The 16,919-nt window shown below is 63.4% G+C and carries 18 protein-coding genes and 1 tRNA gene; 7 read left to right on the forward strand and 12 right to left on the reverse strand.

From position 1 onward, the window contains the following. Window positions 1–51 precede the first annotated feature (51 nt). A complete protein-coding gene (locus NGM28_RS03505; RefSeq protein ID WP_240063382.1) occupies window positions 52–759 on the reverse strand; it encodes an arginyltransferase in 708 nt (235 codons plus the stop codon). 57 nt (window positions 760–816) lie between these two features. Beyond that, on the reverse strand, window positions 817–1,497 hold the full coding sequence (gene aat, locus NGM28_RS03510) for a leucyl/phenylalanyl-tRNA--protein transferase (RefSeq protein WP_252088697.1): 681 nt from the start codon (window positions 1,495–1,497) through the stop codon (window positions 817–819). A 363-nt stretch (window positions 1,498–1,860) separates the two neighbouring features. Here aat and ftsK point away from each other — a divergent pair, with 363 nt between their 5' ends. From ftsK to cysG, 6 genes are all read left to right on the forward strand, one after another. After that, window positions 1,861–4,278: a DNA translocase FtsK gene (gene ftsK / locus NGM28_RS03515; protein ID WP_252088698.1), complete on the forward strand. Its 2,418-nt coding sequence runs from the start codon at window positions 1,861–1,863 to the stop codon at window positions 4,276–4,278. A 62-nt stretch (window positions 4,279–4,340) separates the two neighbouring features. Continuing rightward, window positions 4,341–4,964, forward strand: coding sequence for an outer membrane lipoprotein periplasmic chaperone LolA (gene lolA, locus NGM28_RS03520; RefSeq protein ID WP_252088699.1), 624 nt, complete (start codon window positions 4,341–4,343; stop codon window positions 4,962–4,964). A gap of 12 nt (window positions 4,965–4,976) precedes the next feature. Then, entirely contained in the window at window positions 4,977–6,302 is a 1,326-nt protein-coding gene (locus NGM28_RS03525; protein ID WP_252088700.1) for a replication-associated recombination protein A, read from the forward strand. Beyond that, complete coding sequence (gene crcB, locus NGM28_RS03530; protein ID WP_252088701.1) at window positions 6,299–6,673, forward strand: fluoride efflux transporter CrcB; 375 nt, start codon at window positions 6,299–6,301, stop codon at window positions 6,671–6,673. The genes NGM28_RS03525 and crcB overlap by 4 nt, the downstream gene beginning before the upstream one ends. 30 nt (window positions 6,674–6,703) lie before the next feature. Next, window positions 6,704–7,984: a serine--tRNA ligase gene (gene serS, locus NGM28_RS03535; RefSeq protein ID WP_240063387.1), complete on the forward strand. Its 1,281-nt coding sequence runs from the start codon at window positions 6,704–6,706 to the stop codon at window positions 7,982–7,984. Next, complete coding sequence (gene cysG, locus NGM28_RS03540; RefSeq protein WP_252088702.1) at window positions 7,985–9,376, forward strand: siroheme synthase CysG; 1,392 nt, start codon at window positions 7,985–7,987, stop codon at window positions 9,374–9,376. It begins immediately after the preceding gene. 84 nt (window positions 9,377–9,460) lie between these two features. Here cysG and NGM28_RS03545 read toward each other — a convergent pair whose 3' ends face one another. The 8 genes from NGM28_RS03545 to NGM28_RS03580 all read right to left on the reverse strand — a co-directional run bounded on the left by NGM28_RS03545 (window position 9,461) and on the right by NGM28_RS03580 (window position 15,243). Beyond that, entirely contained in the window at window positions 9,461–10,420 is a 960-nt protein-coding gene (locus NGM28_RS03545) for a glutathione S-transferase family protein (protein WP_252088703.1), read from the reverse strand. Window positions 10,421–10,516: 96 nt separating this feature from the next. Then, entirely contained in the window at window positions 10,517–11,500 is a 984-nt protein-coding gene (locus NGM28_RS03550; RefSeq protein ID WP_502943823.1) for a glycosyl transferase family protein, read from the reverse strand. Window positions 11,501–11,514: 14 nt separating this feature from the next. After that, window positions 11,515–11,850 carry a TusE/DsrC/DsvC family sulfur relay protein gene (locus NGM28_RS03555; protein WP_240063390.1) on the reverse strand — a complete coding sequence of 112 codons (336 nt, stop codon included), beginning with the start codon at window positions 11,848–11,850 and terminating at the stop codon, window positions 11,515–11,517. Further along, window positions 11,847–12,143, reverse strand: coding sequence for a sulfurtransferase complex subunit TusB (tusB, locus tag NGM28_RS03560; protein ID WP_240063391.1), 297 nt, complete (start codon window positions 12,141–12,143; stop codon window positions 11,847–11,849). Before tusB ends, NGM28_RS03555 begins: the two co-directional genes overlap by 4 nt. Continuing rightward, a complete protein-coding gene (gene tusC / locus NGM28_RS03565) occupies window positions 12,143–12,502 on the reverse strand; it encodes a sulfurtransferase complex subunit TusC (protein WP_240063392.1) in 360 nt (119 codons plus the stop codon). The genes tusB and tusC overlap by 1 nt, the downstream gene beginning before the upstream one ends. Window position 12,503: 1 nt before the next feature. Then, window positions 12,504–12,896, reverse strand: a complete 393-nt coding sequence (tusD, locus tag NGM28_RS03570; protein ID WP_213660654.1) for a sulfurtransferase complex subunit TusD — start codon at window positions 12,894–12,896, stop codon at window positions 12,504–12,506. Window positions 12,897–12,983: 87 nt separating this feature from the next. Continuing rightward, window positions 12,984–14,363, reverse strand: coding sequence for a nucleobase:cation symporter-2 family protein (locus NGM28_RS03575; protein WP_240063393.1), 1,380 nt, complete (start codon window positions 14,361–14,363; stop codon window positions 12,984–12,986). Between the two features lie 208 nt (window positions 14,364–14,571). Next, a complete protein-coding gene (locus NGM28_RS03580; RefSeq protein WP_011533446.1) occupies window positions 14,572–15,243 on the reverse strand; it encodes a Bax inhibitor-1/YccA family protein in 672 nt (223 codons plus the stop codon). A 148-nt stretch (window positions 15,244–15,391) separates the two neighbouring features. Between NGM28_RS03580 and NGM28_RS03585 the strand changes: the two genes are divergently transcribed. Further along, window positions 15,392–15,479 (forward strand) — tRNA-Ser (locus tag NGM28_RS03585). A 121-nt stretch (window positions 15,480–15,600) separates the two neighbouring features. On the opposite strand, the gene NGM28_RS03590 is transcribed toward NGM28_RS03585, so the two are convergent. Both NGM28_RS03590 and NGM28_RS03595 read right to left on the reverse strand, forming a co-directional pair. Next, window positions 15,601–16,650, reverse strand: coding sequence for a tyrosine-type recombinase/integrase (locus NGM28_RS03590; RefSeq protein WP_252088705.1), 1,050 nt, complete (start codon window positions 16,648–16,650; stop codon window positions 15,601–15,603). A 1-nt stretch (window position 16,651) separates the two neighbouring features. Continuing rightward, the gene (locus tag NGM28_RS03595; protein WP_252088706.1) at window positions 16,652–16,897 is read right to left on the reverse strand and encodes a DUF4224 domain-containing protein; all 246 of its coding nucleotides are present in this window, start codon (window positions 16,895–16,897) and stop codon (window positions 16,652–16,654) included. Between the last annotated feature and the right edge of the window lie 22 nt (window positions 16,898–16,919).

The following is a 16,919-nucleotide window of genomic DNA, read 5'->3' on the forward strand; positions in this document are numbered from 1 at the left end:
AAAAAAAGTGGCGTGGAGTATGCCCGAAAATTGCGTGTCAAGCCAATGCTTTCAGTTGAGGGTGACCCAGCGCTGATTGATCAGTAGTTCGATGGGGCGATATTGGGTCTTGTAGTTCATTTTCTTGCAGTTCTTGATCCAGTATCCCAGGTACACGGCGTCGAGGTTCTGGCGCAGGGCTTCGGTGATCTGCCAGAGGATGGCGTAGCGGCCCAGGCTGCGCCGTTCTTCATCAGGCTCGTAGAAGGTGTACACCGCCGACAGGCCGTTGGGCAGCAGGTCGCAGACTGCCACCGCCATCAGTCGCCCCTCGAGGCGGAACTCGTAGAACCAGCAGAACGGCAGGTCGCGGACCAGGAAGGTCGAGAACTGGTCACGGCTGGGCGGGTACATGTCGCCATCCGCGTGGCGCTGCTCGATGTAGCGGCGGTACAGGTCGAAGTACTCTTCCTTGAATACCGGTCGCACGGCGCTGACGGCCAGGTCGGCGTTGCGCTTGAGAATGCGCCGCTGCTGGCGGTTGGGGATGAAGCGCGCGGCAGGAATGCGCGCGGGCACGCAGGCATTGCAGTTCTGGCAATGCGGGCGGTACAGGTGGTCACCGCTGCGGCGAAAGCCCATTTCCGACAGGTCGGCGTACACGTGCACGTCCATCGGCTGGCTCGGGTCGAGAAACAGCGTGGTGGCCTGCTCATCCGGCAGGTAGCTGCAGGAGTGGGGTTGAGTGGCATAGAACTTCAACCGCGCCAACTCTGTCATGTTCAACCCCTTTGATGAGTCGTTGTCTCTAAGTGTAAGCCAGCTCTGGAAACTCGCCTAGCGAACCCAGCTGGCGCCGCTGGGCTGGTCGAGGTGGCGCGCCAGATGGCCGGCGAACTCGGTACGGCTGATGGAGCGGGCGCCCAGGCTGTGCAGGTGTTGGGTGGGCATCTGGCAGTCGATCAAGGCGAAACCGGCCTGTTTCAGGTGCTCCACCAGTGCCACGAAGCCCACTTTCGAGGCGTTGTCGGCGCGGCTGAACATCGATTCGCCAAAAAACAGGCGGCCCATGGCCAGGCCGTACAACCCGCCGACCAGTTCACCTTCCCGGCGCACTTCCACCGAATGGGCGAAGCCGCGGCGGTGCAACTCGCAGTAAGCCGAACGCATGCTGTCGGTGATCCAGGTACCGTCCGCGTAGTCGCGCGGCGCGGCGCAGGCTTCGATTACGGCCGGGAAGTCGCTGTCGAAGCTGACCTGGTAGTGGCCCTGGCGGATGAACTTGGCCAGCGAGCGCGAAACGTGCAGCTCTTCGGGGAACAGCACAGTGCGCGGGTCGGGTGACCACCAGAGGATCGGTTGGCCATCCTGGTACCAGGGGAAGCAGCCGTGGCGGTAGGCGGCGACCAGGCGTTCGGGCGTAAGATCGCCTCCGGCGGCAAGCAGGCCGTTGGGGTCGTGCAGGGCCTTTTCCAGGGGCGGGAAGGTCAGCGAATCGCGGGTGAGCCAGGTGAGCATGGTGTTCTTGGGCGGCGGGGGAGGGGAGGGCGACCAGCATGGCGCGGCTCGCGAGTGCGGTCAACGGCTGCTGTCGCGGGGCAAGCCCACGTCGAAACTCAATGACTTCGGGGTGTTTCACGCTTGTGTTGGCACCATCTGGCACATTTGCTGTCACACCTGTGCAAAAACACAGCATAAGCCTTTGTCACAAAAGAAAATGCATGCTCAAATTGCAAGCATTGTGAAAGTAGCCCCCGTTCACGCTCTAGCAGCGTGCCGCCATGGCGGCTGGCGGGCAGTAATGTTAAAAGTAGTGGCTCAAAGGCCTGCGTACGGCCTTTCACTGTTTGGACGCGCAGCACGCGCAGGAATAGACGCGTTTTGAAGAAATCCACCGCAACTCCAGCCCCCTTGCCAGTGCCTCTCTGGCGGCAACAGCTGCACTACCGTCTGAAGGAAGGTGCGCTGATCGCCGTCGGTGCCCTGTGCCTGTACCTGTGGATGGCACTGGTCACCTACGACACCGCCGACCCAGGCTTCAGCCACACCAGCAACGCCGACCAGGTGCAGAACGCCGCCGGCCGTGCCGGGGCCTATTTCGCCGACATCCTGTTCATGGTGCTTGGCTACTTCGCCTACATCTTCCCGCTGCTGCTGGCGATCAAGACCTGGCAGATCTTCCGCGAGCGTCACCAGCCCTGGCAGTGGAGTGGCTGGTTGTTTTCCTGGCGGCTGATCGGCCTGGTATTCCTGGTGCTGTCGGGCGCGGCGCTGGCGCATATCCATTTCCACCCTTCGGCCAGCCTGCCGTTCTCCGCGGGCGGGGCCCTGGGCGAGAGCCTGGGGGACCTGGCGCGCAACCTGCTCAATGTGCAGGGCAGCACGCTGATGTTCATTGCCCTGTTCCTGTTCGGCCTGACCGTGTTCACCGACCTGTCCTGGTTCAAGGTGATGGATGTCACCGGCAAGATCACCCTCGACCTGTTCGAGCTGATGCAGGGGGCCGCCAACCGTTGGTGGGAGGCGCGCAACGAGCGCAAGCGCCTGGTGGCGCAGCTGCGTGAGGTGGATGAGCAGGTCGAGGAAGTGGTTGCCCCGGTGGTGCCGGACAAGCGCGAGCAGATCAAGGCTCGCGAGCGCATCATCGAGCGCGACGAGGCGTTGACCAAGCACGTTGCCCAGCGCGAACAGCAACCGGCCCCGGTGATCAACATTCCGCCTGCGCCGGTCAAGGCGCCGGAACCCAGCAAACGGGTGATGAAGGAGAAGCAGGCGCCGTTGTTCATTGACAGCGCCGTGGAAGGCACCTTGCCGTCGATCTCCATCCTCGACCCTGCCGAAGAGAAGAAGATCGAGTATTCGCCTGAGTCGCTGGCCGGTGTCGGCCACCTGCTGGAAATCAAGCTGAAGGAGTTCGGTGTCGAGGTCTCGGTCGATTCGATCCACCCAGGCCCGGTGATCACCCGCTACGAGATCCAGCCCGCCGCGGGCGTCAAGGTCAGCCGTATCGCCAACCTGGCCAAGGACCTGGCACGCTCCCTGGCGGTGACCAGTGTGCGCGTGGTCGAGGTGATCCCCGGCAAGACCACCGTGGGTATCGAGATTCCCAACGAGAACCGCCAGATGGTGCGCTTCTCCGAGGTGCTGTCGTCGACGCAGTTCGATGAGAACAAGTCGCCGGTCACCCTGGCCCTGGGCCATGACATCGGCGGCAAGCCGGTGATCACCGACCTGGCGAAGATGCCGCACCTGCTGGTGGCCGGTACCACAGGTTCCGGTAAGTCAGTAGGTGTGAACGCGATGATCCTGTCGATCCTGTTCAAGTCGGGCCCCGAAGACGCCCGCTTGATCATGATCGACCCGAAGATGCTCGAACTGTCGATCTACGAAGGTATTCCGCACCTGCTGTGCCCGGTGGTCACCGACATGAAGGACGCCGCCAACGCCCTGCGCTGGAGCGTTGCTGAAATGGAACGTCGCTACAAGCTGATGGCGGCCATGGGCGTGCGCAACCTGGCCGGCTTCAACCGCAAGATCAAGGATGCGGAGGAAGCTGGCGAGGTCGTTCACGACCCGTTGTACCGCCGCGAAAGCATGGACGACGAGCCGCCTACGCTGAAGACGCTGCCCACCATCGTGGTGGTGGTCGACGAATTTGCCGACATGATGATGATCGTCGGCAAGAAGGTCGAGGAACTGATCGCCCGCATCGCCCAGAAGGCCCGTGCCGCCGGTATCCACCTGATTCTTGCGACCCAGCGCCCGTCGGTGGATGTGATCACCGGCCTGATCAAGGCCAACATCCCGACCCGCATGGCGTTCCAGGTGTCGAGCAAGATCGACTCGCGGACCATTATCGACCAGGGTGGCGCCGAGCAACTGCTGGGCCACGGTGACATGCTCTACATGCCGCCGGGCACCAGCCTGCCAATCCGCGTACACGGCGCCTTCGTCTCCGACGATGAGGTACATCGCGTGGTCGAGGCGTGGAAACTGCGCGGCGCTCCAGACTACAACGACGACATCCTCAACGGCGTCGAAGAGGCCGGCAGCGGCTTCGATGGCGGCGGCGGTGGCGGTGATGGCGAAGATTCCGAGAGCGACGCCTTGTATGATGAAGCCGTCCAGTTCGTGCTCGAAAGCCGTCGCGCGTCGATTTCGGCCGTACAGCGCAAGTTGAAGATCGGCTACAACCGTGCCGCCCGGATGATCGAGGCGATGGAGATGGCCGGCGTGGTCACCCCCATGAACAGCAACGGCTCGCGGGAAGTGATAGCCCCGGGCGGCCCGCGCGACTGATGAACACCCTGCCGGGCATCAACGAAGGTGCCCGGCCTTTCCAATGCTCAATGAGGATTCCCATGCGCGCGATTCGCATGCTGTTGGTTTCTGCCCTGGCCATGGGCGCCCTGTCGGCACATGCCGACGATAAAGACGTGGCTCGCCTCACCCAACTGCTGGAAAAGTCCCAGACCATTACCGCGCGCTTCTCCCAGCTGACCCTGGACGCCAGCGGCACCAGCCTGCAGGAAGCCAACGGCGAGATGGCGGTCGAGCGCCCGGGCCTGTTCTACTGGCACACCGACGCACCCCAGGAGCAGGTGGTAGTGTCCGATGGCCAGAAGGTCACCCTGTGGGACCCGGACCTGGAACAGGCCACCATCAAGAAGCTCGATGTACGCCTCAGCCAGACCCCGGCATTGCTGCTGTCCGGTGACGTGTCGAAGATCAGCCAGAGCTTCGACATCAGCTCGAAGGAGCAGGGCGAAGTGACCGATTTCACCCTCAAGCCGAAGACCAAGGACACCCTGTTCGACTCGCTGCGGGTGTCGTTCCGCAAGGGCCTGATCAACGACATGCAACTGATCGACAGCGTCGGCCAGCGCACCAACATCCTGTTCAACGGCGTCAAGGCCAACGAAGCCATCCCGCCGAGCAAGTTCAAGTTCGATGTCCCGAAAGGCGCGGACATCATCCAGGAGTAACCAGAGCCCGCCATGGACCTGTTTCGTAGCGAACCCGTCGCCCAGCCCCTGGCCGCCCGCCTGCGCCCGTCCAGCCTGGACGAGTACGTCGGCCAGGAGCACCTGCTGGCCCGCGGCAAGCCGCTGCGCGAGGCGCTGGAGCAGGGCGCCCTGCACTCGATGATCTTCTGGGGGCCGCCGGGGGTGGGCAAGACCACCCTCGCGCGGCTGCTGGCGCAGTTCTGCGACGCTCACTTCGAGACGGTCTCGGCGGTACTGGCCGGGGTCAAGGAGATCCGCCAGGCAGTCGAGGTGGCCAAGCAGCAGGCGGGACAGTACGGCCGCCGTACCATCCTGTTCGTCGACGAAGTGCACCGTTTCAACAAATCGCAACAGGACGCCTTCCTGCCCTACGTGGAGGACGGCACGCTGATTTTCATCGGCGCCACCACCGAGAACCCGTCGTTCGAGCTGAACAACGCCTTGCTCTCGCGGGCACGGGTGTATGTGCTCAAGAGCCTGGACGAAGCCGCGCTGCGCAAGCTGGTCGATCGCGCCCTCAGCGAGGAGCGTGGCCTGGGCAAGCGCAACCTGCGTGTGGGCGATGAAGCGTTCAGGATGCTCATGGCTGCCGCCGATGGCGATGGCCGGCGCATGCTCAACTTCCTTGAGAACGCGTCGGACCTGGCCGAAGACGGTGGCGAGATTGGCGTCGAGTTGCTGCAAAGCCTGCTCGGTGACAGCCGCCGACGTTTCGACAAGGGCGGCGAGGCGTTCTATGACCAGATATCGGCCTTGCACAAATCCGTGCGTGGCTCTAACCCCGACGGTGCGTTGTACTGGTATGCGCGCATGCTCGACGGTGGCTGCGACCCGTTGTACATCGCCCGCCGCGTGGTACGCATGGCCAGCGAGGATATCGGCAACGCCGACCCCCGAGCCCTGAGCCTGTGCCTGGCGGCGTGGGATGTGCAGGAGCGCCTGGGTAGCCCCGAGGGTGAGCTGGCCGTGGCCCAGGCCATCACCTACATCGCCTGCGCACCGAAGAGCAACGCGGTGTACGTAGGCTTCAAGGCGGCCATGCGCGAAGCGGCTGAGCACGGTTCGCTGGAGGTTCCGCTGCACCTGCGCAATGCACCGACCAAACTGATGAAACAGCTCGGCTACGGCGAGGAATACCGTTACGCCCATGACGAGCCGGACGCCTATGCTGCTGGCGAAGACTACTTCCCCGAGCAACTCGAACCACGCCAGTACTATCAGCCAGTGCCACGCGGCCTTGAGTTGAAGATCGGCGAAAAGCTGCGCCACCTGGCCGAGCTCGACCGCAACAGCCCACGTCGGCGGAGAAAGCCGTGATCGCACTCATCGCCGCCGTCAGCGCGGGCGGTATCGCCGGCACGCTGTTGCGCTTCGCCACCGCCAACTGGGTGGCGGCCCACTGGCCACGGCACTTCTATGCCGGTACGCTGGCGGTCAACCTGGTTGGCTGCTTGCTGATCGGCCTGCTTTACGGGCTGTTCCTGCACAAGCCCCTGGCGCCGGTCGAGCTGCGCGCCGGATTGATCGTCGGATTTCTGGGTGGCCTGACCACTTTTTCCTCTTTCTCGCTCGATACCGTGCGCCTGATGGAAAGCGGGCAAGTACCGCTGGCCATGGGCTATACCATTATCAGCGTGGTGGGCGGCCTGCTCGCGACCTGGGCTGGCCTGTCCCTGACCCGATACTGAACCAACTTTTACACATAACGAGAGAACGACATGCTCGATTCCAAACAGTTACGCACTGAACTTCAGGTAGTGGCGGACCGCCTGGCCACCCGTGGCTTCAGCCTGGATGTCGCGCGCATCGAATCGCTGGAAGAGCGCCGCAAATCGGTGCAGACCCGCACCGAGCAACTGCAGGCCGAGCGTAACGCCCGTTCCAAATCGATCGGCCAGGCCAAGGCCAAGGGCGAGGATATCGCGCCGCTGATGGCTGACGTCGAGCGCATGGCCAACGAACTGGCCGAAGGCAAGACCGAACTGGACGGCATCCAGGCCGAGCTGGACGCGATCCTGCTGACCATCCCCAACCTGCCGGACGCCAGCGTGCCGGTCGGCGCCAGTGAAGAAGAGAACGTCGAAGTGCGCCGCTGGGGCACCCCGGCCACCTTCGACTTCGAGATCAAGGACCACGTGGCCCTGGGCGAGATCAGCCGTGGCCTGGACTTCGAAGCCGCCGCCAAGCTGTCCGGTGCCCGTTTCGCCGTGCTGCGCGGCCCGATTGCACGCCTGCATCGCGCCCTGGCGCAGTTCATGATCAACCTGCACACCGGCGAGCACGGCTACGAGGAACACTACACCCCGTACCTGGTACAGGCCCCGGCCCTGCAGGGCACCGGTCAGTTGCCGAAGTTCGAGGAAGACCTGTTCAAGATCAGCCGCGAAGGCGAGGCTGACTTCTACCTGATCCCGACCGCCGAAGTGTCGCTGACCAACCTGGTGGCCGGCGAGATCATCGACGCCAAGCAACTGCCGATCAAGCTCGTTGCCCACACCCCGTGCTTCCGCAGCGAAGCCGGTGCCTCGGGTCGTGACACCCGCGGCATGATCCGCCAGCACCAGTTCGACAAGGTCGAGATGGTGCAGATCGTCGAGCCGTCGAAGTCGATGGACGCTCTGGAAGGCCTGACCGCCAACGCCGAGCGCGTGCTGCAATTGCTGGAGCTGCCGTACCGCGTACTGGCCCTGTGCACCGGCGACATGGGCTTCGGCGCAGTGAAAACCTACGACCTGGAAGTGTGGGTCCCGAGCCAGGACAAATACCGCGAGATCAGCTCCTGCTCCAACTGCGGCGACTTCCAGGCCCGCCGTATGCAGGCCCGCTGGCGCAATCCGGAAACCGGCAAGCCAGAGCTGGTACACACCCTCAATGGTTCGGGCCTGGCCGTTGGCCGTACCTTGGTCGCGGTGCTGGAGAACTACCAGCAGGCCGACGGTTCCATTCGCGTGCCGGAAGTGCTCAAGCCCTACATGGGCGGCGTCGAGGTCATTCGCTGAATGGACTACCTGCCGCTGTTCCACAAGCTGCAGGGTGGCCGCGCGCTGGTCGTCGGCGGTGGCGAGATCGCCCTGCGCAAGGCGCGCCTGCTGGCTGACGCCGGCGCCGCGCTGCGGGTGGTGGCGCCGGAAGTCGACGGCCAGCTCGCCGCGCTGGCCCGCGAGGGTGGTGGCGAAGTGCTGGTGCGCGGCTATCAGTCGTCGGATCTGGAGGGTTGTTGCCTGGTGATCGCGGCTACCGATGACCCTGGGCTCAACGCCCAGGTCTCGGCGGACGCGCAGGCGCGCAGCCTGCCGGTCAACGTGGTGGATGCGCCGGCCCTGTGCACGGTGATCTTCCCGGCCATCGTCGACCGCTCACCCTTGGTGGTGGCGGTGTCCAGCGGTGGCGACGCCCCGGTGCTGGCGCGGTTGATCCGCGCCAAGCTGGAAGCCTGGATCCCGTCCGCCTATGGCGAGCTGGCCGGGCTCGCCGCGCGTTTCCGAGACAAGGTCAAGGCCTTGTACCCGGACGTCAACCAGCGCCGCGGCTTCTGGGAAAACGTGTTCCAGGGGCCGATCGCCGAACGCCAACTGGCCGGGCAGGGCGCGGAGGCCGAGCGTCTGTTGCAGGCGATGGTCGACGGCGCGCCGGTGCAGCAGGGTGGCGAGGTGTACTTGGTGGGTGCTGGCCCAGGTGATCCGGACCTCTTGACCTTCCGCGCCCTGCGCCTGATGCAGCAGGCCGATGTGGTGCTCTATGACCGCTTGGTGGCGCCCGCCATCATCGAGATGTGCCGACGTGATGCCGAACGCATCTATGTCGGCAAGCGCCGCGCCGACCATGCCGTGCCTCAGGATCAGATCAACCGTCTGCTGGTGGACCTGGCGCGCCAGGGCAAGCGCGTGCTGCGGCTCAAGGGCGGCGATCCGTTCATCTTCGGCCGGGGTGGCGAGGAGATCGAGGAACTGGCCGACGAAGGGATTCCGTTCCAGGTGGTGCCGGGCATCACGGCGGCCAGTGGTTGCTCCGCCTATGGCGGCATTCCGCTGACTCACCGGGATTATGCCCAGTCGGTGCGTTTCGTGACCGGGCACTTGAAGGACGGTACCAGCAACCTGCCCTGGCACGACCTGGTGGCGCCGGCCCAGACCCTGGTGTTCTACATGGGGCTGGTCGGGTTGCCGACCATCTGTGCCGAGCTGATCCGCCATGGCCGCGCGGCCAGTACGCCTGCGGCGTTGGTGCAGCAAGGCACCACGCGTAACCAGCGGGTGTTTACCGGTACCCTGGCTGACCTGCCTGAGCTGGTAGCCCGCCATGAAGTGCATGCGCCGACCCTGGTGATCGTCGGGGAAGTGGTGAAGTTGCGCGACAAGCTGGCGTGGTTCGAAGGGGTGCAAAACAGCTGAAACATTCCCCGGCAAGCCGGCTCCTACGAGATTGGTGTAGGAGCCGGCTTGCCGGCGAATGGCTGCAACGCAGCCCCAATTGCCTCAGACTTGCCAGATACCTTTGCCCGGCAATCGCTGCCGATCATGCGGCAGGTTGAAATCCTGCAGCGGCCCCTTGGGCACGATCCCATTCGGGTTGATGGTCTTGTGGCTCATGTAATAGTGCTTCTGGATATGCTCCATGTTCACTGTCCTGGCCACGCCCGGCCACTGGTACAGCTCGCGCAGCCAGTTGGACAGGTTCGGATAATCGCTCAGGCGGCGCAGGTTGCACTTGAAGTGACCGTGGTACACCGCGTCGAAACGCACCAGTGTCGTGAACAGGCGAACGTCGGCTTCGGTCAGGTACTCGCCGGCCAGGTAGCGCTGGCGACCCAGTAACCCCTCCAGATGATCCAGTTCGTTGAACACGTCATCAAAGGCCGCCTCATAGGCGGGTTGCGAAGTGGCGAAGCCTGCGCGGTATACGCCGTTGTTCACCGCAGGATAAATACGTTCATTGAGCGCATCGATGGTGGCGCGCAGGGGCTCTGGGTACAGGTCCAGCGTATTGCCGGTGAGTTCGTTGAACGCCGTGTTGAAGATGCGAATGATCTCCGCCGACTCGTTGTTGACGATACGCTTCTCCTGCTTGTCCCATAGCACCGGCACGGTCACGCGCCCGGTGTAGTGCGGGTCGTCCTGGGTGTAGCGCTGGTGCAGGTATTGCAAGGCGTCCAGGTGGTCGCCCGTGGAGCCTTCCTGCTGGTCGAAGGTCCAGCCATGCTCGCCCATCAACCAGCTGACCACCGAGACGTCGATCAGCGGTTCGAGGCCCTTGATGGCTCGAAAGATCAGGGTACGGTGGGCCCAGGGGCAGGCCAGCGACACGTACAGGTGATAGCGGCCGGCCTCTGGAGCAGGCAGCGGATTGCGGCGTTGTGCGTTCTCGCGCTGGAAGGCGCCATCCTTGCTGCTCTGGTACCACTGGTCATGCCAGCGGCCGTCGATCAAAAGGCCCATGCTGGAGCTCCTCGAACAAAGTTGTCTGTCGTTGGAGCTCAGTCTAGATAAAAACGTTCGAATAAATAGCGCAAAGAATGCGGTATTTTTATCTGATTATTCGATGTTTTTACGGCTCTCCCAGTAGGCGTGCGCGGTGCTGAATGCTTGCTCGCGATGCTGGCCGAGCCCGCGCAGGGCCAGGGCCATGGTGGCGATCACCGCCAGTTCACCATAGCTATCGTTGGTGTCGCCGCGCCACACAGCCAGCAGGTGCTCAGGTTGCAGGCTGGCGGGTTTGACGTGACGCTGGGCGCTCAGGGGCGGCCATTCCTCGTCCCACGCCTCGCCGCCGGATGTGCCGTAGAGATGGCTGATCACGTCCGGATTGATCTCGATCTCGCCACCGTCACCCTTGATCACCAGCGCATGGTCACCGAGCAGGCGGCTGGCTTCGCGGTGCACGGCCTGGTAGCCGGGGTGGAAGATGCTTTGCAGCCCGCAGCGTGCGCCAAGGGGGTTGAGCACGCGGGCCAGCGAGTGGATCGGCGAGCGCAGGCCCAGGGTGTTGCGCAGGTCGATCATGCGCTGCAGTTGTGGGGCCCAGTCCAGCAGGGGCGCAAAGGCCAGCCGACGAGCGTCCAGCGCCTGTTCGACCGATGCCCAGTCGCGGCACAGCGGGATGTCCAGCAGCCCCAGCAGTTGCTCGGTGTACAGTCGCCCGGCGGTGTGCGCACCGCCGCCGTGCATCAGGATGCGTACACCATTGCCCGCCAGGCACTTGGCGGCCAGCAGGTACCAAGGCAGGTGACGTTTCTTGCCAGCGTAGCTCGGCCAGTCCAGATCGACGACAATCCGTGGTGCTTGCAAGTGAGTGCGCAGAGCCTCGGTGAAACCGGCCAGCTCCTCGGCGCTTTCCTCCTTGTGCCGCAGCAGCATCAGGAAGGCGCCGAGCTGGGTGTCCTCCACCTTGCCTTCGAGCAGCAAGGTCATGGCTACACGGGCCTCCTCACGGGTCAACCCGCGGGCGCCACGTTTGCCTTTGCCGAGAATGCGCACGAATTCGGCGAAGGGGTGTTCGGCCGGGGTTTCCAGGGTCAGTGCAAGCGGTTCGGTCATATGCAATTGGTCGGCTTGGGCAGGCCCGCCAGCTTGGCGGCAAGTTTGGCGGGAGTGCCGTTGAACAGGCGGTTCAGGTGCGGACTGTTGCCCTTTTCCGCACCCAGCTTGAGCGCGGTGTACTTGATCAGCGGGCGGGTGGCCGGGGACAACTGGTACTCGGCGTAGAACTGGCGCAGCAGTTCGAGGACCTCCCAATGATCCGTGGTCAAGGCGATGGCTTCGCGGGCGGCGAGGGACTCGGCGACCTCATGGGACCAGTCCTGCAAGTCGACCAGGAAGCCATCCTTGTCCAGGGCGATCGAGCGATCGCCAACAGTCAGTGTGCTCATAGCCAGCTGTTGACCTTGTCGTAGTGCAGGGTGAGTTCGACAAAAGCGGGGTAGTCCACGGTCTTGGCCAGTTGGCTGTCGAGTGCGCGGGCCTGCAGGTCCTCGGCGAGCGCGTATAGGCGGTCGCCGAGATGGGCGGCTTGCAGGGCTGCGAAGGGCTCGCTGCCGGCCTTGAGCGCGTACGTGGCGTCACCGCACAGTAGCAGTGCGTCTTGCGGGCCCAGCAGGCGCAGGCAACTGGACAGGCGCTCGTCACCGAACGGTGAATGGGCAATTATGTGCAGGGTTGTCATCAGAGCGTCACCACCTGGTCGAAACGGGCAATCAGCGCAGCGAGCGCGGCATCGTCGAGCACCTCTACCGGCAGGCTAAGCGTGCCTCCGTCCAGTCCGCGACGGGCCAGGCTATGGCCGCAGGCGAACAGTTCCTCGACACCGAACATCGGCAGGGCCTGAAGGTTGGCGGCAAGGTTCTTCTGTTGCAGGGTATCGGGTTGCTGGTCGGCAGCGAGCTGGAGCACGCCGTCATCGAGGAACAGCATGCCCAAGGGCAGGTCGAAGGCCCCGCCAGCCAGGGCGATGTCGAGCGCTTCGCGAGCGGACGGGCCGTTCCAGGGCGCCTGGCGGCTGATGATCAACAGCGACTTGGCCATCTCAATCCCCTCCGAAACAGACCAGGCGATCGGCCAGTTGCGCCGCCTCGTGCAGTTGACCCAGGCCGGACAGCTCCCAGGGCATGGGTAGATTTACGGCCGGACGCTGATAACGATTGGCCTCCGAGTCGTCCAGCACGCCACGGCGCAGGGCGGCGGCAATACACACCACGGCGTCGAGCCGGTGTTCGCTGACGAATGCGCGCCACTGAGCGGCCACATCCAGCTCATCCTGCGGTGCGACGATATTGGCCGAAGCGCTGTGCACGCCGTCCTGGTAGAAGAATAACCGGGCTATTTCATGCCCGCCGGCCAGCGCCGCCTCGGCGAAGCGCAGGGCGCGGCGCGAGGAGGGCGCATGGGCCGGGGAAAAAACCGCGATGGCGAATTTCATGGAAAGCTCGTGCAAATGGATGCGGCCATGATAAAGCAAAAAGCCCGCGCGGGTGGGCGCGGGCTTTTCGGTTCAACCGGGCACGGCTCAGGCCGCTTCCTTGCTCTCCGGCAGGAACCAGTTGAGCACCAGGGCGCAGATGCCGCCGGTGGCGACGCCCGATTCCAGTACATGGCGCAGTGCCGACGGCATGTGCGACAGGAACTCAGGTACCTGCGCCACGCCCAGGCCCAAGGCCAGCGAGACGGCGATGATCAGCAGGGCGCGACGGTCGAGGCGGGTGCTGGCGAGGATATTGATGCCCGAGGCGGCCACCGCGCCGAACATCACCATGGCCGCGCCACCGAGTACAGGCTCCGGCACGGCCTGGATCACACCGGCAACGCTGGGGAACAGGCCCAGCAGGATCAGCATGGCCGCGATCCAGATGCCGATGTGGCGGCTGGCGATGCCGGTGAGCTGAATAACGCCATTGTTCTGGGCGAAGATCGAGCTGGGGAAGGTGTTGAACAGGCCGGCCAGCAGCGAGTTGGCACCGTTGACCAGCACGCCGCCCTTGATCCGCTGCATCCACACCGGGCCTTCGACTGGTTGGCGCGAGACCTTGCTGGTGGCCGTCACATCGCCAATGGCTTCCAGCGAGGTAACCAGGTAGATCACCAGCATCGGGATGAACAACGCCCAGGAGAAGCCCAAGCCGAAGTGCAGCGGGGTGGGTACCTGGAACAGCGCGGCCTGATGCATGCCGGTGAAGTCCAGGCGCCCCAGGTAGCCGGCCAGGGCATAGCCCACGGCCAGGGCGATGACGATGGCGCAGCTGCGCATCCATACCACCGGGATACGGTTGAGGATGACGATGATGGCCAGCACCACGCCCGACAACAGCAGGTTCTCGCCGTTGGCGAAGGTGCCATCGGCCATGGCGCCGAAGCCGCCGCCCATGCTGATCAGGCCGACCTTGATCAGGGTCAGGCCGATCATCAGCACGACGATGCCGGTCACCAGTGGGGTGATCAGGCGTTTGACGAAGGGCAGGATGCGCGAGACGCCCATTTCCACGAACGAACCGGCGATGACCACGCCGAAGATTGCCGCCATTACGCTTTCCACCGGCGTCCCTTGCTTGACCATCAGCGCGCCACCGGCAATCAGCGGCCCGACGAAGTTGAAGCTGGTGCCCTGGACGATCAGCAGCCCGGCGCCGAATGGCCCGAAGCGCTTGCACTGGACAAAGGTGGCGATCCCCGAGATCACCAGGGACATCGACACGATCAGGTTGGTGTCGCGGGCAGATACGCCCAGCGCCTGGCAGATCAGCAAACCGGGCGTGACGATCGGCACGATGATCGCCAGCAAGTGCTGCAGGGCGGCCAGCAGGCCGATCATCAGGCGTGGCTTGTCTTCGAGGCCTAGAACCAGTTCATTGGCAGGCGCCGTGGCGCCCGGGCCTTGTTCGAGTGAACTCATGGAAATTGCTGCCCCGGATGAAAAAAGGAGCGCATTCTACGGGGTGAAATCGCAGAGGGGTAGTGGCAAGCATGATGGCAGCATAATCGCTGAGGAATCAGCGAATAAGCTGACTTTTAGGTCAATTGTTTTGTTGGTAATTTTCGGTTTCGTACAGGCATGAAAAAGCCCGCCGAGGCGGGCTTTTCGAGGAGCGGCGGAAATTGGATCAGTCGTCGCGACCCATGATGCCGAACAGCTGCAGCAGGCTGACGAACAGGTTGTAGATCGATACATACAGGCTGATGGTCGCCATGATGTAGTTGCGCTCGCCGCCGTGGATGATGGCGCTGGTCTGGAACAGGATGCAGACCGACGAGAACAGCACGAAGCCGGCGCTGATCGCCAGTTGCAGGCCGCTGATCTGGAAGAAGAAGCTGGCCACCACGGCGCCGAGCAGGACGAAGAAGCCAGCGGTGATGAAGCCGCTGAGGAAGCTCATGTCCTTGCGGGTGATCAGCACGTAGGCGGACAGGCCGCCGAACACCAGGGCGGTCATGGCAAACGCCGAGCTGACGATTTCGGCGCCACCGGCCATGCCCAGGTAGCGGTTGAGGATAGGGCCGAGGATGAAGCCCATGAAACCGGTGAGGGCGAAGGTGGACACCAGGCCCCAGGCCGAGTCACGCAGCTTGTTGGTGAGGAAGAACAGGCCGTAGAAGCCGATCAGCACCACGAAGATGTTCGGGTAGCCGACACGCATCTGCTGGGCGACGAAGGCCATGATGCCGCTGAAGGCGAGGGTGAGCGCCAGCAGGCTGTACGTATTGCGCAGGACCTTGCTGACCTCCTGCTGATCGGCCTGCAGGCCGTGTTGGATGGCGTAATCCTGTTCGCGCATGGCGCACTCCTTTGGTGTGAAACCGGTGGGTCGGGACCCGTGGTATTGGAACGTATGGCTTGCAGCATACCAGAGCTGCCACAACCCGCGACACAGAGAGTTTGACAGCGTGTTTCATTAAGGTATTATTGCCGCCGCAAAACCAGCTGGAAGCGTGGCCGAGTGGTTTAAGGCAACGGTCTTGAAAACCGTCGATGGGCAACTATCCTAGAGTTCGAATCTCTACGCTTCCGCCACATTCAAAGCCCTGATTATTCAGGGCTTTTTGCGTTTTTAGGGGTGCAGAAAAACCACCCGCGGGACACTCTTGAGGATACTCTTGATGCAATGGTATTAGGACGCGTCCTAATACTTTGCTTATTTGGTCGGCTTGGCGAGCGCCCCGACGCGTCGGTAAACCCTCTCGGTGATGTCTCCCTTCGTGTGGCCGAGCAGCAGGCTGGCGTGGTCGACATCGGCGATCTCCGAGGCCGCTTTGGGGCGAATGTCGCGGAACTGGAACTGACTGATCCGGCTGGCCAGTACCTGGTCACCGGCAGCGGTCGCTTCCTTCACGGCTTCCTCTCGAGCATCATCCCAGCGGTGTCGCAGCATCGCTGCAGTAACCCGTTTCCCCGCATCGGTCAGTATCAAGTAAGGCGATCCGTGCGCCGCGTTGCGTTTCAAGATTGCTTCGATAAGGACGCCCAGGCCGCTGGCCACCCCGTCCACCTCCAGCATGATCCGCAGCTTCTTGTGGGTCTTCTTCTGTTTCACGCCGAGGGCCTTGTCCTCGATGTCGTCCTTCCTCATCACCAGCACGTCCGCAGGACGCTGGCCCGTCAAGTACGCCAAATCCATGGCGACCTTCAGCTCTTCAACCGCTTTTGCGTAGACAGCCTTCCATACTGCGTCGTTGGCGTAGAAGTCTCGCGGCGTCTCCTTGTTTTTGCGCACGCCCTGGCAAGGGTTTTCCTTGGTCGTGAGGCCCCACTCACGGGCCAGGTTGTAAACGTGGGAGAGTAGCGCTATCTCCCTGTTTGCCCGAACTGGCGCGGATCGGGCATCCCGGTATTGAGCCACCAGCGCTGGTGTAATTGCGTCAATGGGCGCTTCTTCGAAGAAAGGCCGCAGCTGACGTAGCTCGGCAAGGTTGTCCTTCTGGGTGCGGGGCGCCTTCTTGGGGATGATGTCCCGTTCATAGCGGTCGAAGATCGCCTTCATGAGCAGCAGGTCGCGTGGTTTGTCCTTCGCTTCCAGCTCTGCCCACTTCAATCTTGCCGCGTTCAGGTCTGGGCCCAGGGCAATCTCCTTGCCTGACTTGTCGAGGTAGTAGTAGCTGACCCAGACCTTGCCGCTCTTGCGTGTGCGCTTGCGCTCGTAGAGCCGTGGAGGGAGGTGGCGATTTTCAGTCTTGCGGGGGCGCATATCACCTCACTTTTGAAAAATCCGGCGTCCAGGCCGGTGATTGCGGTGGAGGGGGCGGCGCCATCGGCACCACCTCAAGAGTCACGCCCAGCTTCATGCGGGCGTACTGGCGGCCTACCAGGGGGCGGCCGCCGCGGCTCTCGACGAAGTGCCAGCCACGTTCATTGAGCCAGCGGCGCTGCCAGCCCCTGGCCTTGTAGCCGGTCAAGTCGGCCAGCTCTTCGTCCGAAAGGATCTCGGTTTCCATGGGATGGTCTCCACGCCGCCGG

Source organism: Pseudomonas sp. MWU13-3659, from assembly GCF_023757525.1.
Taxonomy (GTDB): domain Bacteria; phylum Pseudomonadota; class Gammaproteobacteria; order Pseudomonadales; family Pseudomonadaceae; genus Aquipseudomonas; species Aquipseudomonas entomophila_E.